The sequence below is a fragment of the Rhodococcus huquni genome (assembly GCF_055231055.1).
Genome location: NZ_JBUYWE010000001.1, coordinates 247,951 through 262,065 on the forward strand (window position 1 = coordinate 247,951; position 14,115 = coordinate 262,065).

14 protein-coding genes and 1 other RNA gene are annotated in these 14,115 nt (G+C 64.5%); 8 read left to right on the forward strand and 7 right to left on the reverse strand.

From position 1 onward, the window contains the following. Positions 1–28 precede the first annotated feature (28 nt). Together ACZI8R_RS01190 and ACZI8R_RS01195 are read left to right on the forward strand one after the other, a co-directional pair. Positions 29–766, forward strand: a complete 738-nt coding sequence (locus ACZI8R_RS01190; RefSeq protein WP_463377730.1) for a zinc ribbon domain-containing protein — start codon at positions 29–31, stop codon at positions 764–766. Then, a complete protein-coding gene (locus ACZI8R_RS01195) occupies positions 763–1,860 on the forward strand; it encodes a bifunctional RNase H/acid phosphatase (protein WP_463377731.1) in 1,098 nt (365 codons plus the stop codon). The genes ACZI8R_RS01190 and ACZI8R_RS01195 overlap by 4 nt, the downstream gene beginning before the upstream one ends. A gap of 11 nt (positions 1,861–1,871) precedes the next feature. Here the strand turns inward: ACZI8R_RS01195 and ACZI8R_RS01200 are convergent, their stop codons facing one another. The 3 genes from ACZI8R_RS01200 to ACZI8R_RS01210 are packed head-to-tail and all read right to left on the reverse strand — an operon-like array spanning position 1,872 to position 4,463. Continuing rightward, complete coding sequence (locus tag ACZI8R_RS01200) at positions 1,872–3,122, reverse strand: SLC13 family permease (protein WP_463377732.1); 1,251 nt, start codon at positions 3,120–3,122, stop codon at positions 1,872–1,874. Positions 3,123–3,129: 7 nt separating this feature from the next. Then, on the reverse strand, positions 3,130–3,657 hold the full coding sequence (locus tag ACZI8R_RS01205; protein ID WP_463377733.1) for a DUF1697 domain-containing protein: 528 nt from the start codon (positions 3,655–3,657) through the stop codon (positions 3,130–3,132). A gap of 17 nt (positions 3,658–3,674) precedes the next feature. Further along, positions 3,675–4,463, reverse strand: coding sequence for an alpha/beta hydrolase (locus tag ACZI8R_RS01210; RefSeq protein ID WP_463377734.1), 789 nt, complete (start codon positions 4,461–4,463; stop codon positions 3,675–3,677). 91 nt (positions 4,464–4,554) lie between these two features. Between ACZI8R_RS01210 and rnpB the strand changes: the two genes are divergently transcribed. The 3 genes from rnpB (at position 4,555) to ACZI8R_RS01225 (ending at position 6,884) form a co-directional block, all read left to right on the forward strand. Continuing rightward, an RNA gene (rnpB, locus tag ACZI8R_RS01215) (RNase P RNA component class A) lies at positions 4,555–4,976 on the forward strand. Positions 4,977–5,250: 274 nt separating this feature from the next. Then, on the forward strand, positions 5,251–5,436 hold the full coding sequence (locus ACZI8R_RS01220; protein WP_463377735.1) for a hypothetical protein: 186 nt from the start codon (positions 5,251–5,253) through the stop codon (positions 5,434–5,436). Between the two features lie 41 nt (positions 5,437–5,477). Then, the gene (locus ACZI8R_RS01225) at positions 5,478–6,884 is read left to right on the forward strand and encodes an RNB domain-containing ribonuclease (RefSeq protein WP_463377736.1); all 1,407 of its coding nucleotides are present in this window, start codon (positions 5,478–5,480) and stop codon (positions 6,882–6,884) included. Positions 6,885–6,971: 87 nt separating this feature from the next. Here the strand turns inward: ACZI8R_RS01225 and ACZI8R_RS01230 are convergent, their stop codons facing one another. Together ACZI8R_RS01230 and ACZI8R_RS01235 are read right to left on the reverse strand one after the other, a co-directional pair. Then, positions 6,972–7,511 (reverse strand): alkylhydroperoxidase, AhpD family, encoded by a 540-nt coding sequence (locus tag ACZI8R_RS01230; protein WP_463377737.1) that lies wholly within the window; start codon positions 7,509–7,511, stop codon positions 6,972–6,974. A 3-nt stretch (positions 7,512–7,514) separates the two neighbouring features. Beyond that, complete coding sequence (locus ACZI8R_RS01235) at positions 7,515–8,102, reverse strand: peroxiredoxin (RefSeq protein WP_463377738.1); 588 nt, start codon at positions 8,100–8,102, stop codon at positions 7,515–7,517. Between the two features lie 194 nt (positions 8,103–8,296). Between ACZI8R_RS01235 and ACZI8R_RS01240 the strand changes: the two genes are divergently transcribed. Beyond that, on the forward strand, positions 8,297–9,211 hold the full coding sequence (locus ACZI8R_RS01240; RefSeq protein ID WP_463377739.1) for a hydrogen peroxide-inducible genes activator: 915 nt from the start codon (positions 8,297–8,299) through the stop codon (positions 9,209–9,211). Positions 9,212–9,243: 32 nt separating this feature from the next. Here the strand turns inward: ACZI8R_RS01240 and ACZI8R_RS01245 are convergent, their stop codons facing one another. Further along, positions 9,244–9,993, reverse strand: coding sequence for a LysR family substrate-binding domain-containing protein (locus tag ACZI8R_RS01245; RefSeq protein ID WP_463377740.1), 750 nt, complete (start codon positions 9,991–9,993; stop codon positions 9,244–9,246). A gap of 57 nt (positions 9,994–10,050) precedes the next feature. On the opposite strand from ACZI8R_RS01245, the gene ACZI8R_RS01250 reads away from it, so the two are divergent. Both ACZI8R_RS01250 and ACZI8R_RS01255 read left to right on the forward strand, forming a co-directional pair. Further along, positions 10,051–10,452, forward strand: a complete 402-nt coding sequence (locus tag ACZI8R_RS01250; RefSeq protein WP_463377741.1) for a DUF5997 family protein — start codon at positions 10,051–10,053, stop codon at positions 10,450–10,452. A gap of 99 nt (positions 10,453–10,551) precedes the next feature. Further along, on the forward strand, positions 10,552–11,565 hold the full coding sequence (locus ACZI8R_RS01255; protein WP_463377742.1) for a linear amide C-N hydrolase: 1,014 nt from the start codon (positions 10,552–10,554) through the stop codon (positions 11,563–11,565). A 21-nt stretch (positions 11,566–11,586) separates the two neighbouring features. On the opposite strand, the gene ACZI8R_RS01260 is transcribed toward ACZI8R_RS01255, so the two are convergent. Further along, positions 11,587–14,091 (reverse strand): DEAD/DEAH box helicase, encoded by a 2,505-nt coding sequence (locus ACZI8R_RS01260; protein WP_463377743.1) that lies wholly within the window; start codon positions 14,089–14,091, stop codon positions 11,587–11,589. Positions 14,092–14,115 lie beyond the last annotated feature (24 nt).

Here is a 14,115-nt window from a genome sequence, read left to right on the forward strand (position 1 = left end):
CAACAGCAGACAGCAGGAGTTACCACGCGTGAACGTCGAACCACAGGTGCAGTCCAAGCTTCTCGAACTCGCCGGCGTCGATGCAGAGCTGTCGAGGATCGGGCATCGACGCAAGACTCTCCCCGAACAGCAGGAAGTCGAGCGTCTCGAGGCCGAACGGGTGACGCGTAAGGACGCGGCCGTGGCCGTGGAGATCGTGCTGGACGACCTCGATCGAGACATTCGCAAGCTCGAGGGCGAAGTGGATGCCGTGCGGAAGCGTGAGGACCGCGATCGAAAGTTGCTCGAGAGTGGCACCGTGGGCGCGAAGCAACTGACGGAACTCGAACACGAACTCGGTAGCCTCGTGCGCCGCCAGGGTCTCCTCGAGGACGAGCTCCTCGAGGTCATGGAACGGCGTGAGGCATCGCAGGCGGACCACGAGCACGCGGGCGCGCAGCTGTCTCAGATCGAGGACGAGCTGATCGACGCCCGCCGTCGCCGCGACGACGCCGTGGCGGATCTGGATTCCACCGAGCAGTCGCGGACGGCCGATCGAGCGCGGCTGGCCGAGGGCTTCCCGGAGGAGCTCACTGCTGTGTACGAAAGGCAGCGGGCGTCCAACGGGATCGGCGCGGCGCTGCTGCAGGCGCGGCGATGTGGAGCCTGCCGGATCGAGCTCGATCGCGGTGAGATCGCGCGCATCGCCGGTACGGCTCCGGAAGCCGTCGTCCGATGCTCCGAGTGCGGCGCGATATTGGTGCGCACCAAGGAGTCCGGTCTGTGAGTTCGACCCGAGTCATCGTCGAGGCCGACGGCGGTTCGCGAGGAAATCCGGGACCGGCCGGCTATGGCGCGGTGGTGTTCGATGCAGACGACCGCAGTGTTCTTGCCGAACGGATGGAAGACCTCGGTATTGCGACCAACAACGTCGCCGAATACCGCGGTCTCGTTGCCGGCCTCACCGCGGCTGCCGAACTCGGAGCGGTGGACGTGACCGTCCGCATGGATTCCAAGCTGGTCGTGGAACAGATGTCCGGACGGTGGAAGGTCAAGCACCCGGACATGATTCCGCTGCAGCGCCGCGCCGCGGAGGTGGCAGCCGGGTTCGAACGCGTCACGTATACCTGGATTCCACGTGTCGAGAACGCGCACGCCGATCGCCTGGCGAACAAGGCGATGGACGGTGAATCTGCGCCCGTATCGTCAGAGCCGGACACGGCCGCGAAAAGCGCTCCCGCGTCGCCGGCATGGATGGGTGATGTCGGTACCCCCACCAGAATGCTGTTGCTACGACACGGACAAACACCGTTGTCGGTGGAACGCCGGTATTCCGGTCGCGGGAATCCTGACCTCACCGACCTGGGCCGCGCACAGGCGAAGGGTGCGGCGACGAGGTTGGCATCGCGCGGCGGGATCGACGCGATCGTGTCCTCACCCTTGGGTCGCGCGCGGCAGACGGCTGCGGCTGTCGCCAGCGCACTCGACCTTCCCGTGGTCGTTCACGACGGATTGACCGAAACCGATTTCGGCGCCTGGGAGGGACTCACCTTCGGTGAGGCGGCCGAGCAGTACCCCGAGGACCACCGGAAATGGTTGTCGGACACTGCGGTCCGCCCGCCTCGAGGGGAGAGCTTCGACGAGGTTCGTACCCGTATCGTGGCCGTTCGCGACGAACTGATCTCCGAGTATTCGGGTCGCACGATCCTGGTGGTCACCCACGTCACGCCCATCAAGACCCTGTTGCAGTTGGCCCTGGATGCGGGGCCGGCCCTGCTGTACCGGTTGCATCTCGACCTGGCGTCGTTGAGTATCGCGGAGTTCTACCGCGACGGCGGAGCATCCGTGCGGCTCGTGAACGACACGTCGCACCTGAGCTGAGCCGGATTCGGTCACACCACGATCCACAGGGCCGTGACGGCGGCAACCAGGGTGAGTGGTGTGGTCGTGAGCCCCAGCAGGGTGTAGGTGCGAAGGTCTGCCGGCGCCCCGGATCGGGCAGCCACTCGTCGCCAGAGCATCGTCGCCAGTGATCCCACATAGGTGAGGTTGGGGCCGAGGTTGACGCCGATGAGTAGGGCGAGAATCAGCGGTGCGGGCGCCTGAGGTCCGAGCGCGGCCAGGAGTAGCAGGGTGGCCGGGAGATTGTTGATCAGGTTCGAGGCGAGGGCCGCCACCACAGCGATTGTGAGCAGGGAAACGAAGTCGACCTGCGACGGTAGGAGATCGGCGACCTTGCTACCGATGGGGCCGTCGGCAACGCCCGCGACCACCACCCCCAGCAGAAGAACGAACCCGCAGAACCACAGATCCGCCGAATAGAGAATTCGACGAATCCTGGTGCGGCCGCTGCGTAGAGACGGGGTGGCCAGAATCATCGCGCCCACGAGGGCCGGCCAGAACGGTGAGAAACCGAAGACACCGCTGAGCCCGAATCCCACCAGGGTCGCCGAAATGACGACGAGGGCGAACACGGGTGTCGGCGCAGGAGGTATCTCCGAGAGAACTTCCGGGGGCGACCCGGCGTCCGTGCGAGATGAGGACAGTCGGCGGCGAAAGAAGAGCCGGAGCGCGGTGTACTCGACCCCGATCGTGACGAGCCATGGCAGCGCCATCAGTGCGGTGAAGTGCGCGAAGCCGAGTCCGGTGGCAGAGAACGCGATCAGGTTGGTGAGGTTGGACACCGGAAGCAGTGTGGAAGCGCTGTTGGCCAAGTGCGCCGTCGCATAGGAATGCGGCTCGACGTTCACCTTGGTGGAGCGTGCCGCCGCGATGACGGCGGGCGTCAGCAGAACAACGGTGGCATCGAGACTGAGAATCGCAGTGGTGGCCGCGGCGACCACGAAGACCCACGCGAGCAGTCGACGTGGCGAACCTCGCGAACGGCGCCCGAGTATCGAGGCCAACCAGGTGAACACTCCCATCGCATCGGCGAGGTGCCCGAGTACGAGAATGGCGACGAGGAAGGCAACTGTCGGTGCCATGTCGGTGATTTTGTGCCACGCGCGGTCCGGCGAGACGAGCCCGACAGCGACGGCGACAGCCGCTGCGGGTGCGGCCGCGACGATCTCCGGCAACTGTCGTGGCCGCACCACGGCGAACACGAGAACCGCTGCGACCAGCGCAACCGCCAGGATCGTCAACAGCGGGTCATTTCAGAAGTTTCCGAAGCGTCCGAATATTTCGGGTGGTGGTGACGGCCTTGAACTTGGATTTGCCCGACGTCTTCCCGAATCGACTCTTCAGCGTGTGCCCGCGTTCGACCTCCCAATACACGACACCGTCGCCACTCTGGACCTGTTCCTCGGCGGGGTCGAGGTCTGCGCTGCCTTCGAGGAGTTCGCGAAGAGGCTCGGCACCGTCCACGAACACCACGTACGCGTGCCAGCCTTCCCGGTCGGGTTCGAAAGGATATGCGGCCACGATGGTCTCGACCACTCGAACGTCGAGGACGAAAACCCATGCGTCGTATCCGAAGCGATCCGCCAAAGCCGATTCGATGGTTTCCTTCAACCCGCGACCGTCGGACGTGGGCGCGTCGAAAAGCACGTTGCCCGAGGCGAGCACTGTGCGCACCTCGGTGAATCCGAGACTCGAGAACACGTCGCGGAGGTCGGTCATCTTGATGTTGATGCCGCCCACGTTGATGCCTCGAAGAAGTGCGCTGTACCGGGCCATTCTCAGACGATAGACCTTCAGCCCGGCAGCTTCATCCGAGCGCGGGCGATGGACAGTGCGGCTCGGGTAGGTCCGCGTCGGTCGCTCCACCGAGGTAGTTCGACGGGTGTGCGGGTGGGATCGATCGTGCGAGCGTTCAGCAACCCGGGATCCGAATCCGTGCTCAGCGTGGTCGCGACGAATCGGCGCACCAACTCGTCCCAATCGCCGTGTCGCTCCAAGAGCGGATGCCCGTCGTCGTGGACCAGGAACTCGGCGGCCGTGATGCCCGACTCCCGAAGACGTCGAACGAACTCGGTCGTGGCGCGCGGGCTTGTGACGCTGTCGTGTTCGCCGTGGGCCGTGACGATCCACGTGTCCGAGGGCGATGTGGGGGTGGGGATCGGATCCGTGTCGGGCAGCCATGGTGCGAGCGCGAGGACGCCCCGCACTCGTGCGTCGTCCGCGCACTGTACGACGGTGCGACCGCCCATCGAATGCCCCACGAGAACGACTCGTCGCACGGAGGTGGGCAGACCGTCCAGTACTTGGCGAAGGTCTTCGAGTGGGTGCGAGGAATCGCCGTTCCACCCGCGGTACCGATATCGGATCAGTGCGACCGCGGATTCGGGTGCGCCTCGGTGTGCGGCACGAACGAAGGGCCACATTCGCAAAGCGGCCGGTCGACGTGAATGAGCCCGGGCGTACGAGTTCTCCTGACCGCCGTGCGCGAGGATCACCAGATCACTGTCGTCGCGATCACCGTGCAGGTAGTCGAGGCGCGGCAACGGCGACCGCGCCTGGTGGGGAGGAGGACTGGTCGGCACGGACCAATCCTACGAGCCCGATCGCGTACCGGCCGGTGTGTCACCTGCGTGCACGTGCACTGGAAGCCGACGAGTACGCTGTCCGGGCGGACGAGTTGGCTGGGCGGCCGCGGCTCGGGGAACCGGCACCCGCTTCGGCGACGTGTTCAGGCCCCGGATCGAGGAAAGTCCGGACTCCACAGAGCAGGGCGGTTGTTAACGGCAACCCGAGGCGACTCGCGGGACAGTGCCACAGAAAACAGACCGCCTGCCTTTCGGGGCAGGTCAGGGTGAAACGGTGCGGTAAGAGCGCACCAGCACCCCGGGTGACCGGGGTGGCTAGGTAAACCCCGCCCGGAGCAAGGTTGAAGATCGCACTCGCGAGAGTGCGGTTGCGCAGGTGATCGAGGGCTGCTCGCCCGAGCCTGCGGGTGAACCGCTCGAGGTACCCGGCGACGGTGTGCCCAGATGGATGGTCGCCACCCGGCGCGCGAGCGTCGGGGACAGGATCCGGCTTACACGCCGACTCGTCCGCCCACGACAAAGCCCCCGCCGAATCGGCGGGGGCTTTCGTGTGGTCTCCGTCAGACGGGGTTGACCATCAAAACCTGGGCCCAGTACGAGGCGGCGTCGGCGCCGAGGTACGGAAGTAGCTGATCGAAGATGATCGTGGACATGCTTGCTCCATTCTCTGTGCGGGCAGTAGAGAGAATAACAGCTGAGGCGCTGTTCACAACCTCGGCGACGCCGAGAGAAGTTTGTTCCCGCTTTCCGGGACGGGGCGCAGTTTGGTGGGAGACTGATCGGCATGAGTGATGAAGACGACCTTTGGTACTACAACGTCGAGGACGGCTCGGTGGCGCAGGGAAAAGCTGCTTCGTCGATGTCGCGTATGGGGCCGTACCCTGACCGGGCGTCCGCGGAGAAGGCTCTCCAGATCGCGGCGGAACGAAACAAGGAAGCCGATCGCGACGACGACGATTGGAAGAACTGACCGGCTCACCGTGACGGGGGCCGGGGAACGGAGTGAGCGGCGTGCCGTTTAGTCGGATTGTTGCGCGAGATATCGATTTCGAATCGATACGCACCGAGTTCGACCTGGTCGAGGATTTCTCGGAGGCGGCCACGGACGAGGCGCGCTCCGCCGTCGACCGGTTCGCCGGTGAGCGTGAGGACCGGACGGATCTGGCCCTCGTGACCATCGATCCGCCGGGGTCGATGGATCTCGATCAGGCGATGCACGTCGAACGCACGGAAAGCGGATTCGTCCTGCACTACGCCATCGCCGACGTGGGAGCGGTAGTTCGGCCGGGTGGGGTGCTCGACACCGAGACACGTCGGCGTGGGCAGACGTTCTACCTGCCCGACGGGTCGATTCCCCTGCATCCCCGTCAGTTGTCGGAAGATTCTGCGAGCCTGCTTCCCGATCGCGACCGCCCCGCGGTGCTCTGGCGTATCGAACTCGACGCGCGAGCGGAGCCGGTGTCGTGGTCGGTGTCGAGAGCGCTTGTCAGGTCGGTGGCGAGGCTGGACTATGCGACCGTTCAATCCGACGCCGACTGCGGACGGCTCCACCCGTCGATTGCGGCGCTGCCGGAGTTCGGTAAGCGTCGAATGGCAGCGGCGATCACTCGTGGCGCGATCGAGCTGAAGCTGCCCGAGCAGGAGGTGGCGAAGCGCGAGGACTCGTGGCGCATCGTCGCGGCGCCGCGCACCGAGGCCGACGACTGGAACGCCGAGGTGTCGTTGCTGACCGGTATGTGCGCTGCTCGGATGATGCTCGACGCGGGGATCGGACTGTTGCGGACGTTGCCGCCGCCCGAGAAGGGTGCACTCGACGCACTGCGTGACACCGCACTCGCCCTTGGTATCGCCTGGCCGGACCGCAAGGGTGCGGGCGAAGTTCTCGCCGGACTTGATCCCAACGAAGCCACCACACTTGCTCTCATGAGCGAGGCGCCGGCCCTTCTGCGCGGGGCCGACTACGTCGCCTTCGACGGGACGGCTCCGGAGTTGTCGGTCCACTCGGCGATCGGCGCCCCGTACGCGCACGTGACGGCCCCGCTGAGACGACTGTCCGACCGCTTCACGAACGAAGTATGTCTCGCGGTCGGCGCCGGCAACAGCGTCCCGGACTGGGCGCGCGAAGCCCTGCCGGCTCTCCCGAAGGTCATGTCGGCCTCGGATTCGGTGTCCAACAAGGTCGAGCGGGCATGTATCGATCTCACGGAGGCGATCATGCTGGCGGATCGCGTCGGTGAAGTGTTCGACGCGACCGTGCTGCGGTCCCGCGAGAAGAAGCGAGCGGCAGAGGTTTTCGTGCCGTCGGTGATGGTGATCGCGAAATGTGCGGGTGACCCCAGGGAGGGTGGGCAGGCCAAAGTGCGTCTCACGACGGCCGATGTCGCGGATCGCAAGGTGGAGTTCGCGTTTCCGGGCTGACCACTGGGCAGACGTAGCCGCTACCGGCACGAAGAAGGGCTACCCGCGATCGCGGGTAGCCCTTCTTCTTCGAACAGGTCGAACAGGTCAGACGGTCGCGCCGTCCAGCGTGCGACTGGTCTCGACGGCCTGTGCAACGCCGGCCACGATGGACGCGGCACGGATGGCCTCGAAGATGACCTCGCGTTCGATGCCCTCCTTGCGGAGAGTGGCCTCGTGCGCCTCGAGGCAATGGTTACAACCGTTGACAGCGGACACCGCCAGCGACCAGAGCTCGAAATCGGCCTTGTCGACGCCCGGGTTGCCGATGATGTTCATCCGCAGGCCCGCACGCAGGTCGTCGTACTTTCCGTCGAGGTAGCCCTTGGTGCGGTAGAACACATTGTTCATACCCATGATCGAGGCTGCTCCGAGTGCGGCGTTGTAGGCCTCGGCCGACAACGTGTCCGCTGCCTCCTCGGCGATTTCCTTCAACGTCGTCGCCGACTTGCTCGCCGCGGCGGTGGCCAGAAGGGTGCCCCACAGCTGCTGCTCGTTCAGGACGGTGGTCCGAGCCAGGGAGCTCAGGTTCAGCTTGAGATCCTTGGCGTATTCGGGGAGTGAGTTCTTCAGGTTTTCGACAGTCATGGTTTACACGCTCGCGTTCAGCAGTTCGCCTGCGTCGATCGTCGGGTCGCCCTTCTTCCAGTTGCATGCGCACAGCTCGTCGGACTGCAGTGCGTCGAGAACGCGCAGTACCTCTTCGACGTTGCGGCCGACGGAACCTGCGGTGACGGAGACGAACTGGACCTCGTTGTTGGGGTCGACGATGAAGGTGGCGCGATCGGCGACACCGTCTGCGTTGAGCACGCCCGTGGCCGAGGCCAGTTCACGCTTCAGATCCGAGAGCATGGGGAAGGGGAGGGTCTTCAGGTCCTCGTGCTGTGCACGCCACTGGAAGTGCACGAACTCGTTGTCCACGGAGGCGCCGAGCACCTGTGCGTCACGGTCGGCGAACTCCTCGTTCAGCTTTCCGAACGCGGCGATCTCGGTGGGGCACACGAAGGTGAAGTCCTTCGGCCAGAAGAAGACGACGCGCCACTTGCCTGCGTGATCATCGCTGGTGACGGTGGTGAAGTAGTCGTCGGGCTGCTGTGCGTCGACCTTGGAGAGGTCGCCGCCGATCACTGCCGTCAGATTGTATGCGGGGAACTGGTCGCCGATTGTGAGCAGAGCCATGTGTCTCTCGTCCTCCTGCTTGTCTTGTGAACATCCGTTGAACGCGCATGACCGCACGACTGCGATCACGATTGAATTGGGTACCGGAACGGGTCTGGTCGAATGATCTACCGACCTGCGTTTTCTGGTGTGACTCCATTCTGCCTCGAGGTAGGCAAAAGGTAAAGGCGATGGATTCCACTACACTGATAGGTATGTCTGATCAGACTTATCAGCCGACACTCTCACAGCTGCGTGCGTTCGTCGCCATCGCAGAATGCAGGCACTTCGGTACTGCCGCAGTGCGATTGGGTGTGAGTCAACCCACACTGTCGCAGGCGTTGGCGTCACTCGAAACGGGCCTCGGTGTGTCGCTCATCGAACGCAGCACGCGGCGAGTTCTGGTCACTGCAGCAGGCGAGCGACTACTGGGTCAGGCGAAGGTGACCCTGGACGCTGCCGAGGGATTCGTTGCCGCTGCTGCGGGCGTGGGAGACCGCCTCTCCGGGCCACTGCGAATCGGTCTCATCCCGACCGTTGCGCCGTACGTCCTGCCGTCGCTGTTGCCTGCTCTGCGTACCGAGTTGCCGACGCTCGTGCCACACGTAGTGGAGGACCAGACTGCGCGCCTCCTTGCCGCACTGCGAGAAGGTTCCCTCGATGTTGCGGTGTTGGCACTGCCCTCGGACTTTCCCGGACTTGTCGAAATCCCGCTCTACACGGAATCTTTCGTACTCGTCGTGCCCGCGTCGCATGCGCTCGCAGGTACCTCGGGACTCTCGCCCCGCGCGCTCGACGATCTGCCGTTGCTGCTTCTCGACGAAGGGCATTGCCTGCGTGACCAAACCCTCGATCTGTGTCGGTCTGTCGATGCACGTCCGAACCTCGGGGGCGACACCCGGGCAACGTCGTTGTCGACGGTCGTGCAGTGCGTTGCGGGCGACCTCGGGGTCACGCTCGTCCCCGAGTCGGCCGTAGCCGTCGAAACAGGCAGGGGGCCGCTGGCGACGGCGACGTTCGCAGATCCGCGGCCGGGGCGGACCATCGGTTTGGTGTTCAGGTCCTCGAGCGCGCACGCCGAAGGCTATGCGCAACTGGCGGAACTCATTTCCGCGGCGGCGAAGCAGTGAACCCTCATAAGCAGTGAGTTCGCACCGGTGAGTCAGCGACGCCCACGCGGTCGACTCTTGCCGCCCCGGCGGGGGTTCCCGGTTCGGCGGCCGGCCGAGGGCTTGTCCGGATGCTTGCCGACCGGGTTCTTGCGGACGGGCTTCCTCTTGGGGGTCTCCTTCTCGGTGGACGCTCGTCCACGGGAGCTGTTCACCGTCCGTCCACGCACGATGCCGATGAACTCCTCGACGAGTTCGGTCGTGTGGTCCTCGCGCCACGACAGGGCAATCCGGGACTCCGGGGCACCCGTGATCGGTCTGTAGGTGAGGTCTTTGCGGTGGTGCAATCGGGCGAGTGACTGGGGGAGTACCAGAACTCCGATGCCGGCCGCCACGAGTTCGACCGCATCGGCGGTGGACGAGGGGCGATCGGCGGCAGCGTTGCCGGGCGGCGCGGGCCAGACGAGACAGTCGTCGAGCGGGCTCAGGACGATTTCGTCGGCCAGATCGTGCACGCCGATCTCGTCCGCGGCGCAGAAGACGTGGTCCTTCGGTACGACCACCACGGTCGCTTCCGTGTAGAGCGGAATGGCGCTGAGGTCCGGTTCCCGTTCACCGAGCCGAACGAGCCCCACGTCGGCCGAACCGTCGATCAGACGGCCGTTCGCCTCGGCAGCGGGCACAGACGTGAACTCGAGCCGGGTATCCGTGATGCGTTCGTTCCAGACCCGTACCCACTTGGTCGGTGTCACGCCCGGAACGTACAGGAGTCGAAACGGGGTGCTCTCGGGCGTGTCGGTCACGTCGCCAGAGTACCGGGATGGTCGGAAGCGGTCCGCATCATCGTTATCCTTGAACACATGAGTCAGACCGACAACGCCCAGACGATGAAGCCTGCGACCGCAGCCAAGAAGCTGGGTGTGTACCTCGAAGCCACACCGGCGGAATTCCAGGAAGGTGTCGTTTCCCGGGCGGAGCTCTCCGTCCTGCAGAGCGATCCGCCCGAGTGGCTGACCGAACTGCGCGAGAAGGGGCCGCACCCACGCCCTGTCGTCGCCGCGAAGTTGGGCGTGTCGATCGCCGGCCTCGCGCGAGGCGGAGTGACCGAAGCCCTCACCACCGAGCAGATCGACGCACTTCTGGCAGATCGCCCGGAATGGTTGCAACAGGAGCGATCGACCCAGGCCGCGGTACGCCAGGAAAAGGTGCGGATCAAGGAGAAGGAAGCGTCGCGTCGCGACCAGCCTCGACGTCGTTCCTAGCCGAGCTCCCTGAAGCGGCCACTGGGCAGGTCACGGAGTTGTAAAGTCGATCTTGGTAATCCGGTCTCACGGCGGGGTGTCGGAAAGCGGTGATCGTGGATGTGCACCAGAGTCATCTGGCCTGACGCGGCGGGTTCGGTACTGGTCGGCCGCAACATGGACTTTCACAAAGACCTCATGACCAATCTCTGGAGTCTGCCCCGCGGCGTCGAACGGGACGACGGCGTGGCCGGGGAGCTGACCTGGACATCGAAGTACGGCAGCCTCGTGGTCGGTGCCTTCGACCTCATGTCGGTCGACGGACTCAACGAAGCCGGGCTGGCCGGTCACATCCTGTGGCTCGCCGAGTCGACCTACGGCGAGCGCGACGAGGCGCGTCCTGCATTGAGTCAGGCCGTCTGGCTGCAATATTTTCTCGACAACTTCGCCACGGTCACCGATGCCGTGGACTGGATACGTCGGACCGATGTTCAGGTCGTCCAGATGCCGGACCCGACCGGCGGTGATCCGCCGACCATTCACCTCGCACTCGACGATGCCGGCGGGGGTTCCGCCATCGTCGAGTACATCGACGGCGCTGCGCGGATCTATCACGATTCCTCGTATCGCGTCATGACGAACTCACCCACGTACGACCGACAGATCGAGTTGCTCGGTCACTGGGAGGGACTCGGCGGCGACCACCCGCTACCGGGGGATACCGACGCAGAGCATCGGATGGCCCGCGCCGCCTACTACTCGAGTCGGCTGCCGCAACCGGCGAGCGGAACCGAAGCCATCGCAAGCATGTTCAGCGTCATTCGTAATGCTGCACAGCCGTTTCGCATCCCCGACCCAGGAAAGCCCGATGCCTCCCAGACGATCTGGCAGACCGTCACCGACCTCACGAACAGAAGGTTCGTCTACGAGTCGACGACACGCCCCAACATCGTGTGGGTCGATCTCGACGATCTAGATTTCACCGACGGTGCACCCCAACTGAAGCTGGATCTTCAGAGCAAACTCGCGATCGAAGGTGGAATCGCCGGCGACGTCGGTGGTCAGTTCGAGGACAAGGGGCCGATGACGTTTCTGTCCTTCGATCTCCTGCGCGAGCTGGGAAAGTCGCACTAGCCCGACCGTCCCGACGACCGGCTAGCCCTCGACGATCGAGAGTTCGTCGAACACGATTTCGCCGGCAGCGTCGGATTCGGGCAGGTCCACGACCGCGACCAGTGCCCATCCGTGGTCGCCCTCGGGGTCGTCGAGTACCTGACGCACCCGCCAGAACTCGGAATCCGTCGACACCTGGAACAATTGCGGGCCGCGTGCCGACGGCACGGTTCCGATCGTGGCGTACTCCTCGAAGTACGGATCCAACTGCTCTGCCCACTCTGCGGCGTCGATTCCGTCGTCGAGCCCTTCGAGCTCGGCCCAGCGTCGACGTGCGGCGAGGTCGACGCGCCGGAACATCGCGTTGCGGATCATCACCCGGAATGCCCGGGTGTTGGCCGAAATCGGCCGTGGCGTGTCTGCTCCGAACGCGAGTTGTTGCTCGTCCGATTCCTTACCGGGATCAGTCAGGGATTCCCATTCGTCGAGCAGACTCGAATCCACCTGACGGATGAGTTCGCCCAGCCACTCGATGAATTCTTCGAGTTCCTCCGTACGTGCTTCCGTGGGAACAGTCTGGCGCAGTGCACGATACGCATCGGCGAGGTAGCGCAGAACCAATCCCTCGGACCGTGCGAGTCCGTAGTGGGACACCAATTCCGTGAAGGTCATGGCCTTCTCGACCATGTCGCGCACCACGGATTTGGGGGAGAGGGCGAACTCGGAGATCCACGGGTGCCCGTCGCGGTACGTTTCGAAGGCGGGAACGAGAAGATCTTCGAGTGGTTTCGGCCACGTCACCTCCTCGAGCAGCTCCATGCGTTCGTCGTACTCGATTCCGTCGGCCTTCATCTGCGCGACGGCCTCGCCGCGAGCGGCGTGCTGTTGGGCCATCAGGATCTGTCGTGGATCGTCCAACGTCGATTCGATGACGGATACGACGTCCAGCGCATAGGAATCGGATTCGACGTCCAGGAGTTCGAGCGCCGCGAGGGCAAAGGGCGACAGTGGCTGATTGAGGGCGAAATCGCGCTGTAGTTCCATCGTCAGGCGGGCCATCCGCCCGTCCTCGTCAGGTTCGTCGAGGCGTTGGACGATTCCTGCATCGACCAGGCCTCGATACAGCGACAGCGCCTTCAGGATGTGCTTGCGCTGCGCGGGGCGCGTCTCGTGATTGTCTTCGAGCAGATGTCGCATCGACTGGAAGCAATTGCCCGGACGGGCGATCACGTTCAGCAGCATCGAGTTGCTCACACCGAATCTGGAAACCAGTGGCTCCGGCGCTGCGGCCACGAGGCGATCGAAGGTGGGCTCTCCCCAGGACACGAAGCCTTCGGGGGCCTTCTTGCGTTGTACTTTTCGCTTCTTCTTCGGGTCGTCCCCGGCCTTCGCCAGAGCGCGAATGTTCTCGACCTCGTGTTCGGGCGCCTGAACGACGACAGTGCCGAGAGTGTCGTAGCCGGCGCGACCGGCGCGGCCGGCGATCTGATGGAACTCCCGAGCACGCAGGTGTCGGGTCCGAGTGCCGTCGTACTTGGTGAGCCCCGTCAGCAACACTGTTCTGATCGGCACGTTGATGCCCACTCCGAGAGTGTCGGTTCCGCAGATGACCTTGAGGAGGCCGTCCTGTGCCAGCCGCTCCACCAGCCGGCGATACTTCGGGAGCATGCCCGCGTGGTGGACGCCGATTCCGTGTCGGACCAAACGAGACAGAGTCTTGCCGAATCCGGTCGTGAACCGGAAACCGCCGAGCGCTTCGGCGATGGCATCCTTCTCGGCGCGAGAACAGAAGTTGACGCTCGTGAGGGCCTGGGCCCGCTCCAGGGCGGCCGCCTGTGTGAAGTGGACGACGTAGACGGGCGCCTGGTTGGTGGTCACCAACTCCTCGATGGTTTCACCGACGGGCGTGGTCGCATACGAAAACATCAGGGGTACAGGACGTTCGGTACCGGCCACCACCGTCGTGGGTCGACCGGTACGCCGGGTGAGGTCCTCCGAGAAGAAGCTCACGTCGCCGAGAGTCGCCGACATGAGAAGGAACTGGGCGTGGGGCAACTCGACGATCGGCACCTGCCATGCCCAGCCTCGATCGGGTTCTGAATAGAAGTGGAACTCGTCCATCACGACCTGACCGATGTCGGAGTTCGCACCCTCTCGCAACGCCAGATTCGCAACGATCTCGGCGGTCGCGCAAATGATGGGCGCCCGCGAGTTCACGGCGGCATCACCCGTCATCATTCCGACGTTGTCCGCGCCGAACACCTCGCACAGGGCGAAGAACTTCTCACTCACCAGCGCTTTGATCGGCGCCGTGTAGAACGTGCGTTTGCCCGCCGCCATCGCATAGGCGTGCGCACCTATCGCCACCAACGATTTTCCGGAACCGGTAGGTGTGGCCAGAATGACGTTGGCACCGGACACCAACTCCATCACGGCCTCTTCCTGGGCCGGGTACAGCGACAACCCGCGTTCCGTTGTCCAGGTGGTGAAGGCGTCGAAAACCGAATCCGGGTCGGTGTCGTCGGGCAGAAGGTCGGGAAGAAGCACCGATACAGGCTATCCCGCCGACGG

Bases quoted from the DNA above. Each gene is read 5' to 3' on its own strand.
- ACZI8R_RS01205 (WP_463377733.1), bottom strand. From the start codon at position 3,657: ATGGCCCGGTACAGCGCACTTCTTCGAGGCATCAACGTGGGCGGCATC.
- ACZI8R_RS01220 (WP_463377735.1), top strand. From the start codon at position 5,251: ATGAGTGATGAAGACGACCTTTGGTACTACAACGTCGAGGACGGCTCG.
- ACZI8R_RS01230 (WP_463377737.1), bottom strand. From the start codon at position 7,511: ATGACTGTCGAAAACCTGAAGAACTCACTCCCCGAATACGCCAAGGAT.
- ACZI8R_RS01235 (WP_463377738.1), bottom strand. From the start codon at position 8,102: ATGGCTCTGCTCACAATCGGCGACCAGTTCCCCGCATACAATCTGACG.
- ACZI8R_RS01240 (WP_463377739.1), top strand. From the start codon at position 8,297: ATGTCTGATCAGACTTATCAGCCGACACTCTCACAGCTGCGTGCGTTC.
- ACZI8R_RS01250 (WP_463377741.1), top strand. From the start codon at position 10,051: ATGAGTCAGACCGACAACGCCCAGACGATGAAGCCTGCGACCGCAGCC.
- ACZI8R_RS01255 (WP_463377742.1), top strand. From the start codon at position 10,552: ATGTGCACCAGAGTCATCTGGCCTGACGCGGCGGGTTCGGTACTGGTC.